Below are 24,877 nucleotides of genomic sequence, written 5' to 3'. Positions count from 1 at the left end.
CCAAAAGTGCTGCTGCGGGCGCCCGCGCCCGCTTGATCGGCGCACAATATGCAGGCGACGGCCATCGTGCTACCGCCTGTTTGCGACACGCTGCAGGTGCGGCGCGACCCCGGCGCATGACCCCGAAAAATCGGAACCGATTTGCGCTGGGATCATGCGCAGAAAAATCTCTACGGCGTCCTGTGCGCGTCCAAAAGGACGCGTGGCACTGGTGTTGAGAGATCAGCTGCTTCAAGGGAAAATGATGCGCGCCAGGCTGGAGGCGGAACTCATGATCCATTTTTTGGAACGACGTGCAACACTGCGGCGCGATGCCCTTTGATGCTCGCCCACAGCGCCTTGAAGGGACCGGCGAGCAGCAGGAACGGCGGGATCAGATTGGGAAAGTAGATGCGGGTGTCGTGGGCCAGCACCCCGAGCACCAATGCCGTAAACAGGACGCCGGCGGAGCGGGAATCGTTAAGTTTCGATGATCCGAAACCATAAAAGGCCGGGCATTTGCCCGGCCTTCGAAAAACAAGTCGTCAATGTTTTTTGACGCGGTTACTTGATACGGGCGACGCCGCCTGAGATTTCGATCGTTTCCGAACCCGTCAGCGCCTCGAGGTCGCCATTCGGCATGGTAACGAAACAGCCGGTCGGGCAGAATTCCGCGGTTTCGCCGGCGGCCAGCGCCAGCTCCGTCTTGCCACCGCCTTCGGTCACGACGAGTGTGCGGGTCTCGGCGTCCTTGTTGGTCGCGCTGGCGGCGAAGGCTGAACCGCCCACGGCGAGAAAAGCGATGGCGGCGACGAGAGACTTCCACATTTGCAGTATCGGTGTTTCCACCGCCTCTGTTGCATTTCGCAAGGCATTCTCGCCCTTTGCATGTGAGCTTATATGAGATGCAAGCTGAACGGCAACTGAATGCCGCATTCATGCCGCAATTGCTTTCGCTGCGTCGAAAGCCTGACTTGAGGGTATGTTGAGATTTAGGTCAGGCCGAGCCGAGAAGGGTGGGTTCCGAGAACCGGAACGGAGCGGACATTTGGGTCCGTGAGTACCGGAAAGCGCAGGAAACCGCCGTTCGCAGGCCGGCATCACCTGAATATCAATATACCCTAATCGGGATCCGGCTTGCGGGTCTTGCGCCCGGATCTAGCCAGGCGTTTCGTCTCGGCCGCGGCTTCAGCCGCCGCGCGCTCCTGCTCGGCGAAATCGACTTCGATCTTGTCGTCATCGATCGGCCACGCCTCATGCTTCTTAGTCTCGACGACGGCGCGCGGCGCCGATGGAATTTCGATATGCTGATCGGCGAACTCATCGAGGACGGCAAACCGGATGTCGTTCTGCACGATGTTGCCGTTCATCACGTCGGCCAGGAACACGCGGATTTCGAATTCGAGAGCGGCCGGCCCGAAATTGGTGAACAGCACGAAGGGTTCCGGATTTTTCAGCACCAGCGGATGGCTGCGCGCAATCTCCAAAAGGACAGCATGGGCCTGCTTGACGTCGCTGCCGTAGGCGATGCCGACCTTGATGTCGATGCGACCGAGCTTGTTGCGGTGCGTCCAATTGCCGACGGCATTGTTGATCAGGTTTGAATTGGGCAGGATCACCGACTGGCGCTGAAACGTCTCGATCTCGGTGGCGCGCACGCTGATCTTCTTGACCGTGCCGCTGATGTCACCGGCGACGATCCAGTCGCCGACCTTGAACGGCCGCTCGGCCAAAAGGATCAGGCCGGAGACGAAGTTGGAGACGACATTCTGCAGGCCAAAGCCGATACCGAGGGACAGGGCGCCGGCGACAAGCGCCAGGTTGGAGAGATCGATCCCCGCCGCCGAGACGCCGACGAGTGCTGCGAGCGCCACGCCGGCATAGCCGACCGCCAGCCGGATCGAGTTCCGCACGCCGGTATCGACCTTGCCGCGCGCCATCACCGAGCCGTCGAGCCAGCCCTGGAACCAGCGCGTCAGGAAATAGCCGATAATGAAGATAATGATGCCGGTCAGGATGCCGGTCACAGAGATCGTCACCGAGCCGATGGTGAGGCCCGTCGCCAGCTTATAGCCCCAGGCCTCGATGTCGCCGGGCTGGAAGCCCCACATCAACAGGATCAGCGGCAGGAACACCAGCACGATCATCAGGTTGATGGCGACGCTGACGACCAGGCCGAGCTGATCGAGCGCGGACTCCTCATAGCTGGAATTGGTCGATAGCCAGCGCCCGATCGACGTGTTGGCAAAGCCGCCTTCCTCGCTGATCGCCCGCGCCGACAGGATGCCGATATAGGCGGTGACCAGAATGGTTCCGGTGACCACGACCTGCAGCGAAACGAAGATGGCGAGGCCGATATAGCCGAGCAGCGCCGTGGCGATGGTGAAAACGCCGAGCGCGACGGCCGTGTAGCGCAGCCACGCCGGCCAGGGACGCCAGCTTCCGTCGGCGGCCTTGAACGGTTTCAGCAGCCCCATCAGGATCAGGATGACGCCGACGATGATGGTGGCGACAAAACTTCTGGCGATGGTCAGCGACAGCGGCGAGCCCATCTTGTCGTTGACGACCGACAGGAAATTGTTGACGCCGATCACCACCGCCATGGCGGTCGTCAGCCGCACCAGCCAGCGGGCCGGACCCGATTCAACGGGTATCAGCCGCCAGTTCGGCAGCCGCGGTTCCAACGCCGCATTGGTCAGCCGGTTGACGCAGAACACCACCGCGATGACCGCAACCAGCGCATTCAGGAAAACGCCAATGTCGCCGCGCAACACGTTGTAGTAGTTGAAAAAGAACACGGTCGAGACCAGGAAGACGCCAACAGCCAGCGTCGGCAGCAATGTCGACCAGAACGCCACCGACAGCCGGCTGAGATAGGAGGGATCTTCGACGGACGGGTCAGCTTCGAAGACACGCCCGAACAGGCGCCGCCCACCGACAAAAAGTACCGCCGCCAGGGAAAGTGCCGTCAAGGTCGCGGCCAGCACGGCCTGGAACTTGAACTTGAAGGCGAAGGTCAGCCACGATGACACCGCCTTGTAGAAGCCGGTAAATTCACCGTTCGCATCGGAAATGACCTCAGGGCTCAGAGCGTCGGACAGCACGTAGCGCTTGGTGAGCAGATTGCGAAACAGCTCGCTGCGCATATTGGCGATCTTGGCGATGAGGCCGCTGATGCGGATCGACAGGTTTTGCGCCGCGGCGATGACAGCATTGATCTCGGCCTTTTCGGACGCCAGCGCCTGGCGTTCGCTGGTCACGATGTCGGGTTCGGGCGGCTGGCCCGCAGCCGGCGGCGCCCCAAGCTGATCGAGCCTTGCGTTGATCTCCGAAAGGCGCGGGCGGAAGGCAAGCGCGCTGTTCAGCGCACCTCGCGACATTTCCTCCAGCTGCAGGCGGATATCGACAAGGCTGGCGTCGTCGTCACCGTCCTCCTGGATTTTCTTTTCGAGATTGTCGGTCCTCGTCGTCAGGTCCTGCAGGATTTTCTGCTGGTCGGCGACCACCCCGGAGGCAGCCTGGTCAAGCCCCTGCGCCACCGCATCAAGCGACAGCGGCGTCGAGGCTACGATCGCGAGGACCAGAACGAAGCGGAGCAGTCGGAAAAGCATGATCGTTTGGCGACTCACAGGCGGCAAGGCGTTCTAAAGCTAGTCCTTGATAAAGCCGCTCATACCAGGGAGCAAGCCGTCCCGCTCTGCTCGTCGATCTCGGCGTCGGCCAGTCGAAAAGCGATGGCGCAATATTGGCTTTGCGGCAGCGGCCTGCTCTATAGTGTGCCGCATCGCCCAAAACGGATGACAAAAAGCCAGAACGGATAACAAAAAGAATGGCGGAATATTCGGCCTTCTCGCTTCTCAAAAACGCGCTGACCGGCAACAAGGACTGGAAACCGGCCTGGCGCAAGCCGGACCCGAAGGCGTCCTACGACGTGATCGTCATCGGCGGCGGCGGCCATGGCCTGTCGACCGCCTATTATCTGGCCAAGGAGCACGGCATCACCAATGTCGCGGTGCTGGAAAAGGGCTGGCTCGGCTCCGGCAATGTCGGCCGCAACACGACGGCCGTGCGCTCCAACTATCTGCTGCCGGCCAACACGCGCTTCTACGAACATTCGATGAAGCTGTGGGAGAACCTCTCGCACGACCTCAACTACAACGTCATGTTCTCGCAGCGCGGCTGCCTCAACCTCGCGCACACACCCGCCCAGCTCGACGATTTTGCCCGCCGAGGCAACGCCATGCGCCATCTCGGCGTCGACGCCGAACTGATGACCACGGCCGAGATCGCACGCCTGGTGCCGGCGCTGGACGTCTCCGCCACGGCGCGCTTCCCAATCGTCGGCGGCCTGATGCAGCGGCGCGCCGGCACCGCCCGCCACGATGCCGTCGCCTGGGGCTATGCGCGCGGCGCCGACCGTCGCGGTGTCGACATCATCGAGAATTGCGAGGTCACCGGCTTCCTGCGCGACGGCGACCGCATATCAGGCGTCTCGACGTCGCGCGGAGAGATCCGCGCCAGGAAGGTGGCGGTCGCGGTGGCCGGCAGCACAGGGCAAGTCATGCGGCTCGCCGGCATCGATACGATGCCGATCGAGAGCCATGTGCTGCAGGCCTTCGTGACGGAATCGCTGAAGCCGTTCATCAATACGGTCCTGACTTTCGGCATGGGCCATTTCTACATGTCGCAGTCGGACAAGGGCGGCCTTGTCTATGGCGGCGATCTCGACGGCTACAACAGCTACGCCCAGCGCGGCAGTTTGCCTGTTGTCGATGAGGTGATGAGCGAGATGCTGGCGCTGTTTCCGGGTCTCGCCCGCGTTCGCATGCTACGCTCCTGGGGCGGCGTCTGCGACATGTCGATGGACGGCTCGCCGATCATCACCATCGGCCCGCTTCCGGGCATGTATCTCAACTGCGGCTGGTGCTACGGCGGCTTCAAGGCGACGCCCGCCTCCGGCTGGTGCTTTGCCTGGACCATCGCCAAGGATGAACCGCACGACATCAATGCGCCCTTCACGCTGGATCGCTTCCATCGCGGCCTGGTGATCGACGACAAGGGCCAGGGCGCCACGCCGCGGCTGCATTAGGAATTTCCATGCTGATTACCTGCCCCTATTGCGGCCCGCGCGACGTCATCGAGTTCACCTATCAGGGTGACGGCAACCGTGAGCGCCCTCAACCTGCCTCGCAGGACCTCGATGCCTGGAACGCCTATGTCTACGACCGGTTGAATCCGGCGGGTGACCACAACGAGATCTGGCAGCATTCCGGCGGCTGCCGCGCCCATCTCAGGGTCGTTCGCAACACGCTGACACACGAGATCTCCAGCGTCGCCTTCGCGCGCGGCGACCACAAATCCGTTGCGCGGCACAAGACGGAGGGCAAGTCATGAGCCCGCGCCGCACCGATTCCGGTGGCCGGATCGACCGGCTGCGAACCATCCGGTTCACCTTCGACGGCGCGCCCTACACCGGCCATGCCGGCGACACGCTTGCCTCAGCGCTGCTGGCCAACGGTGTCACCGTGTTCGGGCGCTCGTTCAAATATCACCGCCCGCGCGGCGTTCTGACATCAGGCGTCGAGGAGCCGAACGCCCTGGTGACGGTGTTGCGGGACGAGGTTCGCGAGCCCAACATCGCCGCAACCATGGTCGAGATCTATGACGGGCTGACCGCTGTCAGCCAGAACCGCTTTCCATCGCTGGCCTGGGATGTCAGCGCCGTCAACCAGCTCGGCGGCAAGCTTCTGTCCGCCGGCTTCTATTACAAGACCTTCATGGGACCCGCCATCGGCCCGCTGAAGAGCACGCGTTTCTGGATGTTCTGCGAGCATTTCATCCGCCGCGCCGCCGGTCTCGGCCGTGCCGGGACCGCTGCAGACACGGCGCGTTATGAGCGCATGAACGCTTTCTGCGATGTGCTGGTGGTCGGCTCCGGTCCGGCCGGGCTGATGGCCGCCAGGGCAGCCGCCGATCAGGGCGCGCGTGTCATCCTCAGCGAGCTCGAGCCGCGTTTCGGCGGCTCGGCCAACTGGTCGGGCGAGACGATCGACAGGATGCCCGGGGCGGACTGGGCAGCGCGAGCCGCCGGCCAGCTCGAAGGCTATGACAATGTCCGCCTGCTGCCGCGCACCACGGTCTGGGGCTATTACGACGGCAACGTGCTCGCCGCGCTTGAACGGGTCACCGACCATAAGGAGAGGCCCGGCAAGGGCGAACCGCGCCATCGCTATTGGACCATTCGCGCCAAGTCGGTGGTGCTGGCCACCGGCTCCTTCGAGCGGCCGCTAGTGTTTCCAGGCAACGACCGGCCGGGTGTGATGCTGGCGCATGCCGCCGAGCGCTACGCCAACGAGTACGGCGTGCTGCCGGGCAACAGGATCGCGCTCTTCACCAACAACGACAGCGCCTATCGCTCCGCCCTTGCGCTGAAGAAGGCCGGTGCGTCGATCGTCGCCATCGTCGATGTGCGGCCGGAGCTTTCGAGCGAGATGCGCGAGCTCGCCGATGAAGCGGAGGCCAAGAGCTTTTCCGCTCACGCCGTGGTCGCCACCGAAGGCGGCAAGGCGCTGTCCGGCATCAAGGTGCAGCGCTTCGACATGATCAACGGCGCGCTTGCCGGCGACGCGCGCAGCATTCAAGCCGACTGCCTGCTGATGTCGGGAGGCTGGTCGCCAACCATCCATCTGGCCAGCCAGGCGGGCGCCAAGGCGGAATGGAATGCCGCCCGGCAGGCCTTCCTGCCGCCGAAGCCGACGCCGAGATGGCCAACATGGATTGGCGCCGGCGCCTTCACCGGCAGCTTTTCCACCGCTGAGGCAATCGCCGAAGGCCGCGCCGCCGGCCTTTCCGCGGCGGGTGGAACGGGTACGCCAGCGGCCCTGCCAGTCGTCGAAGCCGCACCCGGCGATCCCGATCCGGCGCCGGTGTTCGAGATCAGGGCTGATGGAAAAAGCTTCGTCGATTTCCAGCACGACGTGACCGCGGAGGATGTGCGGCTGGCGCATCGCGAAGGCTTCATCTCGGTCGAGCATCTGAAGCGTTACACCACGCTCGGCATGGCGACCGACCAGGGCAAGAGCTCCAACATACCCGGCCTCGCCATCATGGCCGAGGCGTTGGGCAAGCCGATCCCCGAAGTCGGCACGACACGCTTTCGCCCACCCTTTTCGGCGGTGTCGATCGGCTCGTTGGCCGCCGAGCGGTTCGGCGACCTGAAACCCGAGCGGCTGACGCCGATGCATGACTGGCACGTCGCCGACGGCGCGACCATGTATTCGGCCGGCCTCTGGTATCGCCCGATGATCTACGGGCTTTCAGGCGAAACGATCGAGCAGGCCTATGTGCGCGAAGCCAGGGCGACGCGCGAAAGCGCCGGCATCGTCGATGTCTCGACGCTGGGCAAGATCGCCGTGCAGGGTCCGGACGCGGCGGAATTCCTCGACCGGGTCTACACCAACATGTTCTCGACGCTGGCCGTCGGCAAGGCCCGCTACGGGCTGATGCTGCGCGAGGACGGCCTCGCCTTCGACGACGGCACGACGTGGCGGCTCGGCGAACAGGATTTCTTGATGACCACCACCACCGCCAATGCCGGCAAGGTGATGCAGCATCTGGAGTATTTCCTCGACGTCATCTGGCCGGAGCTGAAGGTCCATGTCACTTCGGTGACCGACGAATGGGCGGGGGCGGCGATCGGCGGGCCAAAGGCGCGAGCCATTCTTGCTGCTTGCGTCACCGGCACTGCCGTCGACAACGCCGCACTGCCTTTCATGGGCATCGTGCACGGCAAGATATCGGGCGTGCCGGTGATGATCTGCCGGCTTTCCTTCTCCGGCGAAATGGCCTTCGAAGTTTACTCCGGCGCCGGGTACGGCACCCATGTCTGGGAAGCGTTGATCGAAGCCGGCAAGCCGTTCGGACTGGTGACTTACGGGCTTGAGGCGCTGGGCACGATGCGCATCGAGAAAGGCCACGTCACCGGCGCCGAGATCGACGGCCGCACCACGGCGCGCGACCTGCATCTCGACTGGATGCTGTCCAAGAAGAAGCCCTTCATCGGCTCGGCGATGATGGATCGCGAGGGGCTGATCGCGCCCGGACGTCTGGAACTCGTCGGCCTGATTTCGCTGGACAACCAGCCGCTCAACGGCGGCGCGCACATCGTCGAGGCGCTTGACGAAGCCAATCCGCACGATTCCATCGGCCACATCACCGCTTGCTGTTATTCGCCGGCGCTCGGCAAGTACATCGCGCTCGCTTTGGTCAAGGATGGCAAGGCACGGCGCGGCGCGCGCGCCCATATCTCCGATCCCCTGCGCAACCGGTTCGGCCCGGTCGAGATCGTCTCCAACCACTTCTTTGATCCGGACGGGAGCCGCATGCATGGTTGAGCGCCAATCACCACTTGAGCTGGAGCTGCGCACCGGCTCGCATGGCGATTTCGAACACGGCATCGATGTCATCCTCTCCGAAACCAGGCCGAGATCGATCCTGCAGCTCGCTGCCTGGCCGGGCCAGGAGAAGAAGTTGATATCAGGCATCCGCACCGTTACCGGCCTTGCGCTGCCCGATGGCGCCGGCGCCGGCAGCACCGATGGCGTGAGGTCGGTGTTTGGTTTTGCGCCGGGAAAATTCACCGTGGTCGACGAGGCCGAGGGCCTGGCACCGGCCTTTGCCAATATCGTCACCCCGGCGATAGGCACGGTGACCGACCTGTCGCACGGCCGCACCGCGATCCGCATCGCCGGACCGAAGGCCGAATGGGTGCTGGCGAAATTCTTCGCCATCGACTTCGCGCTGCCGGCCTTCCCGGTCGGCGCCGGCCGCTCGACCATGCATCATGACGTCTTCGCCCAGATCCAGCGCACCGGCGCCGACCAGTTCGACATTTATGTATTCCGGTCGTTTGCGCGCTCATTCTGGAAGGCGCTCTGCCACGCGAGCGAGGAAGTCGGCTACGAAGTGCAGTAGACCGAGGCGGCGCGTCGTCACCTCACTTGGCGCCACCTCATTTGGCGAACGTCACCCACTCTTCCAGCGGCGCGCGGTCGGTGCGGAACTCGTTTTCGGGCTTGGACGTGTCCTCATGGCCGAGCGCCATGCCGCAGACGACGATCTCCTCGTCGGGAATGTTGAGCACCGGCCTGATCTGCTTGTGATAGGGTGCAAAGGCGGCCTGCGGGCAGGTGTGCAGGCCCCTGCCCCGTGCCGCCACCATGATGTTCTGCAGGAACATGCCGTAATCGATCCACGACCCCTTGTTCAGCCGCCGGTCGACGGTGAAGATCATGCCGACCGGCGCGTCGAAGAAGACGAAGTTGCGGTCGTGCTGCGCGCGCATCCTGTCGACCTCACGCCGACCGATGCCGAGCACGCTGTAGAGGCCGAAGCCGTTCGCCCGCCGCCGGGTGAGATAGGGTTCGAAGAACTGGTCCGGGTAGTAGCGATATTCATCCCACTCGGCCTTTTCGGCGCGGATGCCGGAATTGAGGATGGCATCGGTGATCCGCTGCTTGACCTCGCCCTTGGTGACGTAGACCCGCCAGGGCTGCATGTTGGTGCCCGAAGGCGCGCGCGCGGCAACGGCGAGAATGGCGCGGATCGTCTCATCGTCGACCATGTCGGGCAGAAAGGCCCGCACCGAACGGCGCGACGTGATCGCCTCGTCTACGATCGCATCATCTGTAATCTTAGTCCTGTTTTCCAGCATGGGCGTCCCTTTGCGCGTGACCCGGAAACCGGAATCGATTCCGGAAAGGATCATGCGCCGTCCAGAAAATGAGAGAGCACCATTGCGGGTCCAATTTGACGCGTGGCACTCTATCGTAGGCCTCGACCGGGCGCCCTCACTCGCCGTTCGTGGCCGAGCCTTTGCCTGAACCGCCAAAATGGCGCAAGCAAATCTTGTGGCCTCATGAAAATTCTATTGATTTTTTCACGAACTTGACCTCTCATGAAATTTGCCCCGAATTTTTCACCAGGGGAATTTTTCACCGAGTGAAATTTTTCATCAAGAGAAATGGCTTTGCCCTCAACCGCCATCAGATCGGAGCAGGAAAACCGCGAACGGCTGCTGGCCGGCGATATCAGGGCGCTGCGCAGGGCGCGCGGGCTGACGCTTGCCGAGACGGGACTGAAGGTCGGCCGCTCCGTCGGCTGGGTCAGTCAGGTCGAGCGCGGCCTGTCGATACCATCGCTTAGCGATCTGCGCGCCTTCGCAGAATTGTTCGGCGTGCCGGTCAGTCTGTTCTTCAGTCACGACGTGCCCGTCGAGAACGAGCGCGGCGTGGTCGTGCGCGCCGGCAGCCGCCGCACGCTTGGCACAAGCGATTCCGGCCTGGTGGAGGAGCTTCTGTCGCCCGATCTCGGCGGTAGCTTCGAGATGCTGCGTTCGGTCTTCGCGCCGGGTGCTGAACTGAAGACCGAAGCGCGCCGACCGACGGAGGAAGCCGGATATGTCGCTTCCGGCAGCTTCGACATCGAGATATCAGGCGTCTGGCACAAGCTTGGCGAAGGCGACTCCTTTCGCTTCGACGGCAAGCCGTTCCGCTGGCGCAATCCTGGAGCGGAGCCAGCGGTAGTCATCTGGGTGGTTTCGCCACCTGTTTATTGAAGGTTTGGAGAAGAATATGGCCGGTTTTCCGACCACGGCACGTGTGGTGATCATCGGAGGCGGTGTTGTCGGCGCCTCCTCGCTCTATCATCTCGCCAAGGCGGGCTGGACCGACTGCTTGCTCCTGGAAAAGAACGAGCTCACCTCCGGCTCGACCTGGCATGCGGCCGGCAACGTGCCGACCTTCTCCTCGTCATGGTCGCTGATGAACATGCAGCGCTATTCGACGGAGCTCTATCGCGGGCTGGCCGACGCGGTCGGCTATCCCATGAACTACCACGTCACCGGCTCGCTCAGGCTGGCCCATACGGCCGAGCGCATGCAGGAGTTCCAGCGCGCCAAGGGCATGGGCCGCTATCAGGGCATGGACATCGATGTGGTCGGGCTCGACGAGATCAAGCGCCGCTACCCGTTCATCGAAACGCATGAGCTGAAGGGCGCGCTCTACGATCCGAGCGACGGCGACATCGACCCGGCGCAGCTGACCCAGGCGCTGGCCAAGGGCGCCCGCGACATGGGTGCGAAGATCATTCGCTTCTGTCCAGTCACCGGCGTGCGCCGCGAGAAGGACGAGTGGGTGGTCGAGACCGCGCAGGGCGAGATTCGCTGCGAGATCGTCGTCAACGCCGCCGGCTACCGTGCGGCCGAAGTCGGCAAGATGTTCGGCCGCGACGTGCCGATGATGGTGATGAGCCATCAATATATCCTGTTCGAGGAAATCCCCGAACTGGCCGCGTGGTCGAAAGAGCAAGGCAAGAAACTGCCGCTGCTGCGCGACGTCGACACCTCCTATTATCTGCGCCAGGAAAAGAACGGCATGAATCTCGGCCCGTATGAGCGCAATTGCCGTGCGCATTGGGTCGGCCACAATGACCCGATGCCTGATGATTTTTCGTTCCAGCTGTTCCCCGACGATCTCGACCGGCTGGAGGACTATCTGGCCGATGCCGTTGCCCGCGTGCCGATTCTCGGCACCGCCGGACTGTCCAAGGTCATCAACGGCCCGATCCCCTACGCGCCGGACGGCAACCCGCTGATCGGCCCGATGCCCGGCGTGCCGAACGCCTTCGAGGCCTGCGTCTTCACCTTCGGCATCGCCCAGGGTGGCGGCGCCGGCAAGGTGCTGGCCGAATGGGTGACTGGGGGCCAGACCGAATGGGACATGTGGTTCTGCGATCCGCGCCGCTTCACTTCATTCGCCGCCGCGCCGGACTATTGCGTCGCCAAGGGCATGGAGATCTACGGCAACGAATACGCCATCCAGTTTCCGCGCCATGCCTGGCCGGCTGGGCGCGACCGCAAACTGTCGCCGATCCACGATCGCATCAAGGCAATCGGCGCCTGCTTCGACGCCTATAGTGGCTGGGAGCGCGCCACCTGGTACGCACAAGCCGGCGACGACGTCTCGGAAGCCGCGACGCTGACCTTCCGCCGCGACGGGCCCTGGCAGCATCGCGTCCGCGAAGAGTGCCTCGCCGTGCGCGACGCCGCCGGCATTTTGGACCTGCCTGGTTTTTCCCGCTTCAATCTCGACGGTCCGGGTGCTGCCGAATGGTTGAGCCAACAGGTTACCGGGCTGGTGCCGAAACCCGGCCGCATCGGCCTCGTCTATTTTGCCGACGACAAGGGCCGCATCGTCACCGAAATGTCGGTGGCGCGCCACGACGAGAATTTGATGACGCTGATCACCGCCGCCGTGGCGCAGTGGCATGATTTCGAGTGGCTGAAATCGCGCATGCCGAAGGACGCTTCATTCAAGCTGGTCGACCGGACCGAGGAATACGCCACGCAGATCCTCGCCGGTCCCAATGCGCGAAAAATCCTCGCCGATGTCTGCACCGCCGACCTTGCCCTGCCCTGGCTGACGCACCAGGAGACGACAATCGCCGGCCGTTGGGCAAGGCTGGTGCGTGTGTCCTTCGCCGGCGAACTCGGTTGGGAAATCCACACCAAGGTCAACGACGCCGCCGCCGTCTTCGACGCCGTCTGGGCGGCCGGGCAGAAGCATGGCTTGAAGCCGTTCGGCATGTACGCGCTGGATTCGCTGCGGCTCGAAAAGGGCTATCGCGCCTGGAAGGGCGACCTGTCGACCGACTATTCGATCCTGCAGGGCGGGTTGGAGCGTTTCGTCAAATGGGACAAGCCCGACTTCCGCGGCAAGGCGGCTCTGCTCAACGAGAAGCAGCAGGGCGTGAAGAAGCGCTTTGTCACGCTGGTCATCGAAAACCCCGGCGACTGCGACGCGCCCACCATGTCGACGCTGTGGCATGACGGCCGGATCGTCGGCGAGACGACGTCCGGCGGCTGGGGTCATCGCATCGACAAATCGATCGCGCTCGGCATGCTGCGCGCCGACCTCACTGAGCCGGGAACCGCGGTCGAGGTCGAGATCTTCGGCGAGCGCTTCAAGGCGGTCGTGCAGAAGGACGAACCGCTGTGGGATCCGAAGAACGAGAGGTTGCGCGCATGAAGACTGTCATTCTCACCGATGGCGGCATGGGCCAGGAACTGGTGCGCCGCAGCAGCTCCGAACCCACCCCGCTATGGTCGGCCAGGGTGCTGATCGACGAACCGGATCTGGTGCGCGACCTGCATGCGGAGTTCATCCGGGCCGGCGCCCGCGTCATCACCATCAACACCTATTCCGCAACGCCCGAGCGGCTGGCGCGCGAGGGCGCGGAAGAGCTGTTCAAGCCGCTGCAGAAACGCGGCATCGAGCTGGCAAGGCAAGCTCGCGACCAGGCCGGCGACGCGGCGATCGCCGGCTGCCTGTCGCCCCTGTTCGGCAGCTACGCGCCGGCACTGACGATATCCTTTCAGGATACGCTCGACATCTACCGCCGCATCGTTGCCGAGCAGGCTGACGGCGTCGATCTGTTCCTGTGCGAGACCATGGCCTCGGCCGAGGAGGCGCGCGCGGCTGTCACCGCGGCGTCGGAAAGCGGCAAGCCGGTGTGGGTGTCGTGGACGCTCGCCGATCACGGCGCACCACGGCTGCGCAGCGGCGAAGCCATTGCGGCGGCGTCGGGCGCTCTCGACGGCCTGCCGGTCGCAGCTAGACTGATCAATTGCTGCCGGCCCGAAGCGATCGCTGCAGCGCTGCCCGAACTGATCGGTCTCGGCGGCCCGGTCGGCGCCTATGCCAACGGCTTCACCTCGATTGAGGCGCTCAAGCATGGCGGCACAGTGGAAGTGCTGCACGCCCGCCACGACCTCGATCCGGATGCCTATGCCGGCCAGGCGGTCGGCTGGGTCGAGGCCGGCGCCGACATTGTTGGCGGCTGCTGCGAAGTCGGACCGCCCCATATCGCCGCCCTGCGCGACCGGCTCGAACAGGCCGGCTACGAATTTTCGGGGGTAGCATAATGCCCAGACCATCATCGCGCATTTGCGGCATCGTGCCTTCCGGCAAGGATGGCTGGGAGGTCCATTTCGCCGCCTGGACACGCAGGGAGGCCGGCGAGGACATCATCATGCTGTCGATCGGCGACCATGATTTCGATACGCCGGCGCAGACGATCGAAGCCTGCGTCACGGCGGTTCGCGCCAGCAACCACCATTACACCCCGCTTCCCGGCATTCCACGCCTGCGCAAGGCAATGGCGGCGGCCTCGACCCTCTGCACCGGCATAGCGACCAACCCCGACCAGGTCGTCGCCACGCCGGGCGGGCAGGCAGCGCTTTACGCCGCGGTACAAGCCGTTCTCGACCAGGGCGACCATGCCATCGTGGTCGCGCCCTATTACGCGACCTATCCCAACACGTTCAGTGCCGCGGGCGCCGATTTCACCGTGGTCGAGACACCCGCCGAGGATGGTTTTCAGCCGCGAGAAGCCGACATTCGCGCCGCGCTTCGGCCGAACACGCGCGCCATCCTCATCAACACGCCGAACAACCCGACGGGTGCTGTCTATTCGCGCCAGCGGCTGGAAGAGCTGGCGCAGATCTGCCGGGAACATGACCTCTGGCTGCTGTCGGACGAGGTCTATTGGACGCTGGGCGGCGGCGAACACATCTCGCCGCGCTCGCTGCCCGGAATGGCGGAACGCACGCTGGTCATCAATTCCATGTCAAAGAGTCATGGCATGACCGGCTGGCGCATGGGCTGGCTGACCGGGCCCGAAGAGATGATCTCGCTGCTGACCAGCCTCAATCTGGTGACGACCTACGGCCTGCCGGCCTTCATCAGCCTCGCTTGCGCCGAGGCGCTGGAAAATGGCTACGGCGTCAAGGAGATCGCCGAACGCTACGCCGCAAGGCGCACCGTCGTCCTCGATGCCATGCGCGGCATGAACAACGTCACCGTGCGCGGCTCCGAAGGCGGCATGTATGTCATGCTCGACATATCAGCTCTCGAGCCGGACGACGAGAAATTCGCCTGGGCTCTCCTCGACAAGGAAAGGGTTGGCGTAATGCCCGGCTCGAGCTTCGGCCAGGCCGCCGCCGGCCATATTCGCGTCAGCCTCTGCCAGCCCGAGGCGGTGCTTTTGGAAGCAGCCCTTCGCCTGCGCCGCTTTGCTTCCAACTATCGCCGTGAGGCTGCATGAGCGCCCTGCCCCAGAAAACCATCCCGACAAAGGCAAGGGCCGTCATCATCGGCGGCGGTGTTTCAGGCTGTTCGGTCGCCTACCATCTGGCCAAGCTCGGCTGGACCGATATCGTGCTGCTCGAACGCAAGCAGCTGACATCGGGCACGACATGGCACGCCGCCGGCCTGATCGGCCAGCTGCGCGGTTCGCAGAACATGACGCGGCTGGCGAAATATTCGGCCGATCTCTACGTCAAGCTGGAAGCCGAGACCGATGTCGGCACCGGCATGCGGCAGGTCGGTTCGATCACCGTAGCGCTGACCGAGGAGCGCAAGCACGAGATTTATAGGCAGGCGTCTCTCGCCCGCGCGTTCGACGTCGACGTGCGCGAAATTTCGCCTGATGAAGTCAAGGAGATGTACCCGCATCTCAACATTTCCGACGTGGTCGGCGCAGTCCACCTGCCGCTCGACGGCCAGTGTGACCCGGCCAACATCGCCATGGCGCTGGCCAAGGGTGCGCGCCAGCGCGGTGCGACGATCGTCGAGAACGTGAAGGTCACCAAGGTCCATACCAGGGATAGCCGCGTTACCGGCGTTTCCTGGACGCAAGGCGACGAGCAAGGCATGATCGAAGCCGATGTCGTCGTCAACTGCGCCGGCATGTGGGCGCGCGAGCTCGGCCGCCAGAACGGCGTCACCATTCCGCTGCATGCCTGCGAGCATTTTTATCTCGTCACCGAGCCGATCCCCGGCCTGACCCGCCTGCCGGTGCTGCGCGTGCCGGACGAATGCGCCTACTACAAGGAAGATGCCGGCAAGATGATGCTCGGCGCCTTCGAGCCGGTGGCCAAGCCCTGGGGCATGGACGGCATTCCTGGCGATTTCTGCTTCGACCAGTTGCCGGAGGATTTCGAGCATTTCGAGCCGATCCTCGAAATGGGGGTCAACCGCATGCCGATGCTGGCCAGCGCCGGCATCCACACTTTCTTCAACGGTCCCGAGAGTTTTACCCCTGACGACCGCTACTATCTTGGCGAGGCCCCGGAGCTTTCCGGCTACTGGATGGCGACCGGCTACAACTCGATCGGCATCGTCTCCTCCGGCGGCGCCGGCATGGCCCTGGCGCAATGGATCAATGACGGCGAAGCGCCCTTCGACCTGTGGGAAGTCGATATCCGCCGCGCCCAGCCGTTCCAGAAGAACCGCCGTTACCTGAAGGAGCGCGTCTCCGAGACGCTCGGCCTGCTCTACGCCGACCATTTCCCGTACCGCCAGATGGCGACCTCGCGGAACCTGAGGCGCTCCCCTCTCCACGAACATCTGAAGGCGCGCGGCGCGGTGTTCGGCGAAGTCGCCGGCTGGGAGCGCGCCAACTGGTTCGCTAGGCCCGGCCAGGAGCGCGAATACCGCTATTCATGGAAACGGCAGAACTGGTTCGACAACCAGCGCGACGAACATCTGGCGATCAGGAACGGCGTCGGCCTGTTTGACATGACCTCGTTCGGCAAGATCCGCGTCGAAGGCCGAGATGCCTGCACCTTCCTGCAGAGGCTTTGCGCCAACGACATGGACGTGGCCCCGGGCAAGATCGTCTACACCCAGATGCTCAACCGGCGCGGCGGCATCGAGAGCGACCTTACCGTCTCGCGGCTATCGGAAACGGCTTACTTCCTGGTCGTGCCCGGCGCGACGCTGCAGCGTGATCTCGCGTGGCTGCGCAAGCACCTCGCTGATGAATTCGTCGTCATCACCGATGTGACCGCTGCCGAAGCCGTGCTCTGCCTAATGGGCCCGGATTCGAGGAAGCTGATTCAAAAGCTGAGCCCGAACGATTTCTCCAACGAAAGCAATCCGTTCGGAACGTTTCAGGAGATAGAAATCGGCATGGGCCTGGCCCGCGCCCACCGTGTCACCTATGTCGGCGAGCTCGGCTGGGAGCTTTATGTCTCGACCGACCAGGCCGCCCATGTCTTCGAGGCAATCGCGGAGGTCGGCGCCGATGTCGGCTTAAAACTCTGCGGTCTCCACACGCTGGATTCCTGCCGTATCGAAAGGGCCTTCCGGCATTTCGGTCACGACATCACCGACGAGGACAATGTGCTGGAGGCAGGCCTCGGCTTCGCAGTGAAGACCGTCAAGGGCGATTTTCTTGGCCGCGATGCCGTGCTGAGGAAGAAGGAAGCCGGATTGAACCGACGGCTGGTCCAGTTCCGTCTGAAAGACCCTGAGCCATTGCTCTTCCATAATGAAGCGATCCTGCGCGACGGCAAGATCATCGGTCCGGTCACCTCGGGAAATTACGGCCATCATCTCGGCGGCGCTATCGGGCTCGGCTACGTGCCGTGCCAGGGCGAGAGTGAGGCGGATGTGCTGTCGTCGCCCTACGAGATCGAAATCGCCGGGGAACGCTTCGCCGCCGAGGCGTCGCTGAAGCCGATGTATGATCCGAAGGCGGAACGGGTGCGGATGTAACCTTTTTCCTTCTCCCCTTGTGGGCTAGCGTGCGCACACATCTGCTTCGGAGAGGTGTCAAGGGAGTTTGGTCGGGTAGCAGGTTTGGCTTGTGGGGTTGGAATCATGTGTGATTCTGTAGCTGCCATTGTTGATTCGGGAGATTTCGACGATGGCTTTGCTGCTTGGATACTTCGGCGACCTGCGCCTGCAAAAAAGGGGAGCATGGTGCTGGAGCGCATGTGCACGCGCGTCAGCGCGGGCCTGCGCAGGCTGGCCGATACGCGGGCGGAACAGATTGCGTTCACGCGGCTGTTTCGCAATCCCCAAGTGACGGTGCCGGAGATCGTGCGCACGGCGGCGGCGCGAACGGGCGAGGCGGCGGCCGGCCGCCATGTGCTGATCATTGAGGACAGCAGCGAGATCAACTATGAGGCCAAGGCCTCGCGCAAGCGCGGCCTCGGGCATGTCGGCAACGGCAAGGATGTCGGGCTGTTCGTCCACCCGGCGCTGGCCGTGGATGCCGCCGACGGCTCGGTGCTGGGGCTTGCGGCTGCCACGATCTGGCGGCGCCGGGGGCAGAAGGCGCACGACTACCAAGCCCTGCCGATCGAAGCCAAGGAAAGCTACAAATGGATCGCCACCGCCAAGGCGGCCCGCCAGGCGCTGACCGACACGCCGCTGGCTACCGTGATCGGCGACCGCGAGGCCGACATCTACGAAGTGCTGGCAAGGCTGCCTGACGAGCGCACGCATGTGCTCATCCGCGCCGTGCGCGACCGGGCTCTGGGTGAGCAGGGCGGCCGTCTGTTCGGCGAGATCGCCAAAACGCCGGAAGCCGGCCGGACCGCCTTCGAACTGCAGGCGCGTCCCGGCCGACCGGCGCGCAAGGTGCAACTGGCCGTTCGCTTCGCCGCGGTCGCCTTGCGCCAGCCGCGCCTTGGTGCCGACTGTCGCGATCCGCGCGAGATCACGCTCAACATGGTCGAAGTGCGCGAGATCGATCCGCCTTCGCCCAAGGAAGCGGTGATCTGGCGGCTGTTGACCACTCACGCGGTCAAAACGCTCGCCGACGCTTGCCGCATGGTCGATCTCTACCGGTTGCGCTGGACCGTCGAACAGCTGTTCCGAACCGTGAAGTCGCAGGCCATCGATCTGGAGGAAAGCCTGCTTGCCGATGGTGAGGCACTCGAACGGCTGGCCGCGACCGCGCTGATCGTCGCCACCAGGGTCATGCAACTCGTGCACGGGCGCGATGCCGCCGGCCAGGCCTTCAAGGCTGCACGCCTCTTCAGCCCCGCCGAGATCACCGTGCTGGAGGCGCTGATTGCCAGGCTCGAAGGCAAGACCCAAAAGCAGAACAACCCGCATCCGCAACACACGCTCGCCTGGGCCGCTTGGTGCATCGCCCGGCTGGGAGGGTGGAACGGCTACGCAAAGGAGCGGCCGCCAGGTCCCGTCACCTTCAGCAACGGCCTCAAACGCTTCCACGCCATCGCCGAGGGCTTCGCTCTTGCAAATCCAAACTAATCCCCGCCAAATCAGATGTGTGCGCACGCTAGCCCCTTGTGGGAGAAGGTGGCCTCGCGAAGCGAGGTCGGATGAGGGGTGTTGGACGGATCGCTGCGCCGAAAAGCTAAGCGCCTCGAAACGGTTGACTTTCCCATAGCCTCGTTTCTTCCAGCACCCCTCATCCGTCTCGGCGCTGCGCGCCGATCCACCTTCTCCCACAAGGGGAGAAGGAAATTTCCGCCGGCTCAAAACCGATCCAGCTTCGTTCGCGCTTTCTCCAGAAACGCCGCCCTCGTCTTCGGTGTCGATGAGTCCATCAGGTAGTGCGCCAGGAAGAACGTCCTGCAGCGGGTGGCGCAGAGCGCCCGCATGCGCGCAGGATTGTCTTGCGTCCCGGCTGGCCGACGACGACGCTCCACCAGGTCGGTGCGCCGCAGGTCGTGATCACCCCGATCTTCGTCACATGCCTCACCAGCGACTGAATCCGCCCCTTGCCCACCGGTAGCCGGAAGGCGACGTCGGTTGCCCAGACCCGGTCTAGCCAGCCCTTCAGCATTGCCGGCAGCCCATACCACCATGTCGGATAGATGAAGAGGATTGCCTGGGCCCAATTGAGGTGGTCGATGTGCGGTTTCAGCGCCGGATCCTGCGGGGCGTGTTCATTGTAGCAGCGTCGCCCGCCGCAGCCCATGACCGGATCGAAATTTTCCGCATAGAGGTCGAGCAGCCGCACCTCCCAGCCCCTCGCCTTCAGCACCTCGATGGCACTATCCCGGATCGCGGCGCAAAAGCTTTCGGGCACAGGATGGCAGTAAACCACCAGAACCCGCATCAGAAGGCATCCATGCTGGCGGCGACCTTCGCCGTGAATCTCTTCCGCGTTTCATCGGTCGACAGGTTCATCGAATAAAGCGCGAGATAGGACACGGAGGCACCTGGCTTGACCGTGGCGCGCAGCACGCGGTTAACCAGCCTGCGCGGCGGGTCGCCCATCAGCATGGCGTGGAGCCGGCTGCCGCCATAGGTGGTGACCGCCGCCAGCTTGCGGATGTTGTGCAGCGACGGCTGCACCTTGCCATTGGCCAGTTTGAACGACACGCCGGGCAGGAAGACGCGGTCGAAAAAGCCTTTCAATATGGCCGGATAGCCGAAGTTCCACACCGGAAACGACAGCACCAGCGCGTCGGTCCGCAGCAGGCGCTCGACATAGAGCGCCGCCGGATCACCGGCGCCGCGTTCGTCGTGATAACCGAGCCGCTCGGCCCGCGTCAGCCGCGGATCGAAATTCTCGGCATAGAGATCGCAATCGTCGACGGCGTGACCGGCTGCCGTCAGCCGCTCAACGATCATCCGGTGCAGATCGGCATTGAAGCTGGTCTCGACCGGATGGGCGTAGAGGACGAGGATTTTCATCAGCCCGCCTTCTGCAACCCCTTGAACAGGAACGACTTGCCCGAGCGATAGTCGTAGTCCGGGTTTTCCCAGGCGATCATCTTGCCCGGATTGAGCAACCCTTGCGGATCGGTCTCGCGCTTGAAGGCCAGCTGCACCTCGTCCGTCTGCTTCATACCGCCCTCTTCCAGCGTGTAGCGGTGCGGATTGAAGACCCAGCAGCCATTGTCTTCATGGATGCGGATGATCTCGTCGAGCCGCTCGGCCGTTGTGAAGCGCACCAACGGCAGCCCGGCGACGCCGATCGCGCCGTCGAAGCGGATGAATTCGAGATGCGTCGGCACTTCGTCGCCGAAGCGGTCGATCATCGCCTTGACGTGAGCGAGATGATCCGGCGACGGGTAGCGGGTCTGCAGATATGTAATCGTCGGGTCGACTCTGATGGCGCGCAGCGTCGTGTGGTTCCAGGTCAGCTCATAGGCCGGCGGCAGGCCCTTGAGATCGGCCTCCTTGTCGGCGCGGAAGACGATCTCGCCCTTGCTGCGCGCCGTGAGGGCGACAAAGGCGTCCATTGCATGCGGCGCAATCATGCAGACCACGATGCTTTGCTCGCGTCGGAAGAACCTTTGATGCCGCTTGAAATAGTCATAGGGGATCGGAGCGGCGATCGGCGTGATCAGTTTCGCCAGAATGCCATCATGGATGGCGAGATCGTTGCCGAAGCCGGCTGCATCCATGAAATCGTCGAAGCCGACGATGACATCGATCCAGTCATAAGCAGCGGTCAGCGGCATCTCGACCTCGGTGATGACGCCATTGGTGCCGTAGGCATGCATCACCTTCAGCACCTCCTCGCCGCTAAGCTCCATGGTGCGAGGCTCCGCCTCCATCGTCACGGTCCTGAGCCGGATGACATTGCCGAGGTCGCGTAGCCCACCCCAGCAGATCGAGCCGACGCCGCCCGAGCCGCCGGCAACAAAGCCGCCTATGCTCGCCGTGTTGTAGGTCGATGGCGACATCCGCAGCTCCTGGCCGGAATGCGCGCGCGTCGCCCTGTCGATGTCGGCCAGAACAGCGCCCGGTCCGGTGACGACGCGACCGGGCGCAATCGTCTTGACTGCGTTCATCTCTGCGAGATTGAGCACGACGCCGCCGGACAAAGGCATCGCCTGCCCGTAATTGCCGGTGCCGCTGCCGCGCGGCGTCACCGGAATGCCATGCCGGTGGCATGCGGCAAGCACTCGGATCACCTCGTCTTCCGTCTTCGGCGTCGCGATCATGTCGCCGGTGACATGATCGAGCTGTTGCTTCAGCACCGGACTGTACCAGTAGAAGTCGCGGCTCTTCTGCTGGACGATCGCCGGATGATCGTCGATCTTCAGGCCGTCGAGATCGCGTTTCAGGGCAGCCAGGTCCATCATTCCACCATCAGATCATCGAGTTCGGCATAATCGGGCAAGCGGCGTTCGATGGCGCGACCCTCGCGTACCACGATGCGATCCGATTCGGGCCGCGACAGCAATTCCGTCCAGTTCCGTCCCCTAAAGACGACGAAGTCAGCAGCACCGCCGGCGGCGAGCGTGCCGAAGCCATCGAGCCGCATCATCTGGGCTGGTGTCGAAGTCACCGCTTGCGGCCAGTCGCCAACCGGGTGATCGAAATGCAGGATGCGCGTCGCCATGCGGTAGACCTCCAGCATATCGAGATCGCCATAGGCGTAGAACGGGTCTCGGGTGTTGTCCGAGGCGACGGCCACAGGAATGCCGCGCGCCTTCATCTCTTGCAGCAGCGTTACCCCGCGCCAGCGCGGCGTGGTCTTGTCGCCGCGCCGGTCCTGCAGATAGAGATTGCACATCGGCAGCGACACCACGGCAAGCCCCGCCTTCGCCACCTTGTCCAGCGTGTCGAGCACGTCGAGATCGGGCTGGCGTGCCAGCGAGCAGCAATGGCCGACAAGGATGTTTCCCTCAAAACCGTTCCACAGGGCCGCCTCGGCGATCTTCTTCAGCGAGGTCGCCGAGATATCATCGGTCTCGTCGGCGTGGAAATCGAGGTCGAGGCCATGCTTGATTGCCTGCGCGAACACGTGGTCGAGAAGCTCTTCCAGGTCCGGCAGCATATAGGTGACGACGCCGAGCACACCCTTGGCCGCAGCGACGCGTTTGGCCAGTCTCTCGAACCATTTCTTGTCGCGCACGCCTTCGATGCCGAGCAGGCAGGCCGCCTGCAGTTCGATGCGGCCACGCCATTTCTCCCGTATCGTCTCGAACACCGGCCAGGAGATCTCTTCCTGCGGCGCGACGCTGTCGAGATGGGTGCGCAGTGCCCTGGTGCCGTGCGCGTAGGCGCAACGCAGCGAAAAATCCATGCGGCGGGCGACGTCCTCGGCGCTCCAGCGTGCAGCACGGTCGGCGCCGGTGGCGTTCAGCGCGCCCATGAATGTGCCGTCCGGATTGGGTTTTCGAGGCCAGATATGGCCTTTGTCGATGTGCGTGTGGCAGTCGACGAAACACGGCATGACGATGCGTCCGCCGAGGTCGACGGCGTCTGCCAGTGTATTGGACTGGCGATGCGCGATAATGCTGGAAATCCTGCCGTCGGCGACGGCGATGTCGGCGAGCGCAAACCCATCGCTGTCATAAGCAGCGGAGAGTCCCGGCGTCAGGGACGCATGAAGCCAGGCGTTGGTGAGATGATAAGGACCAGAGGCCGGTATCTCCAACATTTCATCGCTCCTGCTTCAGCGCGCTCTCGTGCCAGCGTCGCAGGATCAGGTGCGAGATCAGCGACAGCACCAGGAAGATCAGAATGCCGGTGAACGAGATCAGGATCAGCGCCGCGAACAGTCGCGGTGCGTTGAGCCGGTAGCCGGCCTCGATGATGCGCGAGGCAAGCCCCGACGACTGGCCGGTGGCCCCGGCGACGAACTCCGCCACCACCGCGCCTATCAGCGACAGGCCGCCGGCGATCTTCAGCCCGCCGAGGAAATACGGCATCGCTGCCGGCAGGCGCAGGTAGCGCAATTGCTGCCAGCGGGTTGCGCCGTTGAGCTTGAACATGTCGCGCAGGTTGCGGTCGACGGAGTTGAGGCCAAGCGTGGTGTTGGACAGGATCGGGAAAAAGGCGACGATCCAGGCACACAGCAGGAGCTTCGCCGTCTGGTTGTCGACATAGATATTGATCAGCGGGAAGATCGCGACGATCGGCGTCACCTGCAGGACGATGGCAAACGGGAAGAACGACATCTCGACCCATTTCGATTGCGCAAACAGCACCGCCAGCCCGACCCCGCCGATGACGGCCAGAAGCAGACTGAGGAAGGTGACCCTGAGCGTCACCAGCAGCGAGGAGAACAGCAGCCCGGCATCGTCAAACAGCGTTTGCAACACCACGCCGGGGCGCGGCAGGATATATTTCGGGATGCCATTCCAGACGCAGATGCGGTCCCACAGCCAGATCGCCAGGATCATGATCGCCAGCGGCAGCACCCATCGGCCAATCCGCTCGAGCCGCTCCTGGCGCACGCGACGCGCCTCCTCGGGATCCAGGGTTACGGCAGGATGATCAATGGCCGTCATGATGCGGTCCGGCAGTTGAGTTGATGGCGCCGATCAGCACATCGGACGCCTTTCGGCAGAGCGCGGCATAGTCGGGCGAAGTGCGGAAGGCTTCGTTGCGTGGGTAGGGCGCCTCGATGACGAGTTCTTTGAATACCCGGCCCGGTCGGGCCGCCATGACGACGACGCGGTTGGAGAGGAAAACGCTTTCGAAGACGCTGTGGGTCACGAAGACGACGGTAAAACGCTCGTCCTGCCACAGTTCAAGAAGATCATTGTTGAGCTTGAAGCGGGTGATCTCGTCCAATGCCGCGAACGGCTCGTCCATCAAAAGCACGCGCGGCTTGGTCACCATGGCGCGGGCGATCGAGACGCGCATCTTCATGCCGCCGGACAGCTCGCGCGGCACGGCATTTTCGAATCCGGTCAGGTGGACCCGCGCCAGCATCTCCATCACGACAGGCGCAGCCTTGGCCCGCGACACGCCCTTCAGCCGCAGCGGCAGCCAGACATTGTCGAAGATATCGGCCCAGGGCAGCAGCGTCGGCTCCTGGAACACGAAGCCTATATTCGAGCGGTCGACAGAGCTGCTGCCGCGCCAGTCGAGCAGACCAGATGTCGGCGTCGCAAGACCCGCAATGAGACGCAAGGCCGTCGACTTGCCGCAGCCGGACGGGCCGAGAAGGCTGAGGAAGTCGCCTTCCCGGATCGTCAGGTCGACGTCGCTGAGCGCTGTCACGCCGTTGGAAAAGACCTTGCCGACGCCACGCAGCGCCAGCAGCATCGGACCTTTGCCCGATGCGCTTGCCGGCGCTTGCGCCACTTTCTCCTGCATCATGC

Annotated in this window: 20 protein-coding genes; 10 read left to right on the top strand and 10 right to left on the bottom strand. The window is 63.7% G+C overall.

Annotation, left to right across the window (positions count from 1 at the left end; genetic code table 11):
* Nucleotides 1-269: 269 nt before the first annotated feature.
* From IHQ72_RS17950 to IHQ72_RS17940, 3 genes are all read right to left on the bottom strand, one after another.
* The gene (locus tag IHQ72_RS17950; RefSeq protein ID WP_309508948.1) at nt 270-413 is read right to left on the bottom strand and encodes a hypothetical protein; all 144 of its coding nucleotides are present in this window, start codon (nt 411-413) and stop codon (nt 270-272) included.
* Between the two features lie 130 nt (nt 414-543).
* Nucleotides 544-807, bottom strand: coding sequence for a hypothetical protein (locus tag IHQ72_RS17945; protein ID WP_023798910.1), 264 nt, complete (start codon nt 805-807; stop codon nt 544-546).
* 293 nt (nt 808-1,100) lie between these two features.
* The gene (locus tag IHQ72_RS17940; protein ID WP_258123653.1) at nt 1,101-3,590 is read right to left on the bottom strand and encodes a mechanosensitive ion channel family protein; all 2,490 of its coding nucleotides are present in this window, start codon (nt 3,588-3,590) and stop codon (nt 1,101-1,103) included.
* A gap of 218 nt (nt 3,591-3,808) precedes the next feature.
* Here IHQ72_RS17940 and IHQ72_RS17935 point away from each other — a divergent pair, with 218 nt between their 5' ends.
* The 4 genes from IHQ72_RS17935 to IHQ72_RS17920 are packed head-to-tail and all read left to right on the top strand — an operon-like array spanning nt 3,809 to nt 8,952.
* A complete protein-coding gene (locus IHQ72_RS17935) occupies nt 3,809-5,068 on the top strand; it encodes a sarcosine oxidase subunit beta (protein ID WP_095494599.1) in 1,260 nt (419 codons plus the stop codon).
* 8 nt (nt 5,069-5,076) lie between these two features.
* Complete coding sequence (locus IHQ72_RS17930; protein WP_123151824.1) at nt 5,077-5,373, top strand: sarcosine oxidase subunit delta; 297 nt, start codon at nt 5,077-5,079, stop codon at nt 5,371-5,373.
* Entirely contained in the window at nt 5,370-8,372 is a 3,003-nt protein-coding gene (locus IHQ72_RS17925) for a sarcosine oxidase subunit alpha (protein WP_258123652.1), read from the top strand. The genes IHQ72_RS17930 and IHQ72_RS17925 overlap by 4 nt, the downstream gene beginning before the upstream one ends.
* The gene (locus tag IHQ72_RS17920; RefSeq protein WP_258123651.1) at nt 8,365-8,952 is read left to right on the top strand and encodes a sarcosine oxidase subunit gamma; all 588 of its coding nucleotides are present in this window, start codon (nt 8,365-8,367) and stop codon (nt 8,950-8,952) included. The genes IHQ72_RS17925 and IHQ72_RS17920 overlap by 8 nt, the downstream gene beginning before the upstream one ends.
* A gap of 37 nt (nt 8,953-8,989) precedes the next feature.
* Here IHQ72_RS17920 and IHQ72_RS17915 read toward each other — a convergent pair whose 3' ends face one another.
* Entirely contained in the window at nt 8,990-9,691 is a 702-nt protein-coding gene (locus IHQ72_RS17915; protein ID WP_258123871.1) for a nitroreductase, read from the bottom strand.
* A 309-nt stretch (nt 9,692-10,000) separates the two neighbouring features.
* On the opposite strand from IHQ72_RS17915, the gene IHQ72_RS17910 reads away from it, so the two are divergent.
* The 6 genes from IHQ72_RS17910 (at nt 10,001) to IHQ72_RS17885 (ending at nt 19,106) form a co-directional block, all read left to right on the top strand.
* Complete coding sequence (locus IHQ72_RS17910; RefSeq protein ID WP_258123650.1) at nt 10,001-10,594, top strand: helix-turn-helix domain-containing protein; 594 nt, start codon at nt 10,001-10,003, stop codon at nt 10,592-10,594.
* A gap of 16 nt (nt 10,595-10,610) precedes the next feature.
* Nucleotides 10,611-13,064 carry a GcvT family protein gene (locus IHQ72_RS17905; protein ID WP_258123649.1) on the top strand — a complete coding sequence of 818 codons (2,454 nt, stop codon included), beginning with the start codon at nt 10,611-10,613 and terminating at the stop codon, nt 13,062-13,064.
* On the top strand, nt 13,061-13,960 hold the full coding sequence (locus tag IHQ72_RS17900; RefSeq protein WP_258123648.1) for a homocysteine S-methyltransferase family protein: 900 nt from the start codon (nt 13,061-13,063) through the stop codon (nt 13,958-13,960). Before IHQ72_RS17905 ends, IHQ72_RS17900 begins: the two co-directional genes overlap by 4 nt.
* On the top strand, nt 13,960-15,141 hold the full coding sequence (locus IHQ72_RS17895) for a pyridoxal phosphate-dependent aminotransferase (protein ID WP_258123647.1): 1,182 nt from the start codon (nt 13,960-13,962) through the stop codon (nt 15,139-15,141). The genes IHQ72_RS17900 and IHQ72_RS17895 overlap by 1 nt, the downstream gene beginning before the upstream one ends.
* Nucleotides 15,138-17,597, top strand: coding sequence for a GcvT family protein (locus tag IHQ72_RS17890; protein WP_258123646.1), 2,460 nt, complete (start codon nt 15,138-15,140; stop codon nt 17,595-17,597). Before IHQ72_RS17895 ends, IHQ72_RS17890 begins: the two co-directional genes overlap by 4 nt.
* 204 nt (nt 17,598-17,801) lie before the next feature.
* Complete coding sequence (locus tag IHQ72_RS17885; protein ID WP_258117880.1) at nt 17,802-19,106, top strand: IS4 family transposase; 1,305 nt, start codon at nt 17,802-17,804, stop codon at nt 19,104-19,106.
* 298 nt (nt 19,107-19,404) lie between these two features.
* Here IHQ72_RS17885 and IHQ72_RS17880 read toward each other — a convergent pair whose 3' ends face one another.
* Genes IHQ72_RS17880 through IHQ72_RS17855 form a run of 6 tightly spaced genes read right to left on the bottom strand, consistent with a single transcriptional unit; the run spans nt 19,405 to nt 24,875 of the window.
* Nucleotides 19,405-19,920, bottom strand: coding sequence for an NAD(P)H-dependent oxidoreductase (locus tag IHQ72_RS17880; protein WP_258123645.1), 516 nt, complete (start codon nt 19,918-19,920; stop codon nt 19,405-19,407).
* A complete protein-coding gene (locus IHQ72_RS17875) occupies nt 19,920-20,501 on the bottom strand; it encodes an NAD(P)H-dependent oxidoreductase (RefSeq protein WP_258123643.1) in 582 nt (193 codons plus the stop codon). Before IHQ72_RS17875 ends, IHQ72_RS17880 begins: the two co-directional genes overlap by 1 nt.
* Complete coding sequence (locus tag IHQ72_RS17870) at nt 20,501-21,901, bottom strand: FAD-binding oxidoreductase (RefSeq protein ID WP_374120373.1); 1,401 nt, start codon at nt 21,899-21,901, stop codon at nt 20,501-20,503. The genes IHQ72_RS17875 and IHQ72_RS17870 overlap by 1 nt, the downstream gene beginning before the upstream one ends.
* Complete coding sequence (locus IHQ72_RS17865) at nt 21,898-23,205, bottom strand: cytosine deaminase (protein WP_258123642.1); 1,308 nt, start codon at nt 23,203-23,205, stop codon at nt 21,898-21,900. Before IHQ72_RS17865 ends, IHQ72_RS17870 begins: the two co-directional genes overlap by 4 nt.
* A 1-nt stretch (nt 23,206) precedes the next feature.
* Complete coding sequence (locus tag IHQ72_RS17860; protein ID WP_258123641.1) at nt 23,207-24,058, bottom strand: ABC transporter permease; 852 nt, start codon at nt 24,056-24,058, stop codon at nt 23,207-23,209.
* Nucleotides 24,045-24,875, bottom strand: a complete 831-nt coding sequence (locus IHQ72_RS17855; RefSeq protein WP_258123640.1) for an ABC transporter ATP-binding protein — start codon at nt 24,873-24,875, stop codon at nt 24,045-24,047. Before IHQ72_RS17855 ends, IHQ72_RS17860 begins: the two co-directional genes overlap by 14 nt.
* Between the last annotated feature and the right edge of the window lie 2 nt (nt 24,876-24,877).

The organism is Mesorhizobium onobrychidis (assembly GCF_024707545.1).
Classification (GTDB): domain Bacteria; phylum Pseudomonadota; class Alphaproteobacteria; order Rhizobiales; family Rhizobiaceae; genus Mesorhizobium; species Mesorhizobium onobrychidis.
This window is presented reverse-complemented; position numbering and strand designations above follow the sequence as displayed.